Genomic DNA, 310 nt, shown 5'->3' on the forward strand with positions numbered 1-310 from the left:
GAACATTGTTTTATAGAAAGGGGATTAAACAATGGCAACACAAAAAGCTATAAAGGTCGTAGCTTATAACCCTACAACGGAAGAAGAACTACACTTCAGCTGTAAGGCTCAATGTGCTAAGTATTTTGGTCTTAAAACTAATACAGTCATCAGGTGGCTTGATAATGGTAGACCTGTAATTGAACTGCTGATAGACCTAGATAGAAATCAAGTAGAAATTGAAAAACAAAGCAAACTAAATGGCTTTGAATTATTTACGATTAAGGAGTGGTTAGATTATGTGTAAGAAACGCAAATACACAAGAATGGG

1 protein-coding gene is annotated in these 310 nt (G+C 34.8%); it reads left to right on the forward strand.

The genetic code is table 11. The features are described from left to right. The first annotated feature begins 31 nt into the window (after positions 1–31). Entirely contained in the window at positions 32–286 is a 255-nt protein-coding gene (locus L977_RS00110) for a hypothetical protein (protein ID WP_036851135.1), read from the forward strand. Positions 287–310: the final 24 nt, after the last annotated feature.

The sequence above is a fragment of the Enterobacter sp. ZOR0014 genome, assembly GCF_000798855.1.
Classification (GTDB): domain Bacteria; phylum Pseudomonadota; class Gammaproteobacteria; order Enterobacterales; family Enterobacteriaceae; genus Enterobacter; species Enterobacter kobei.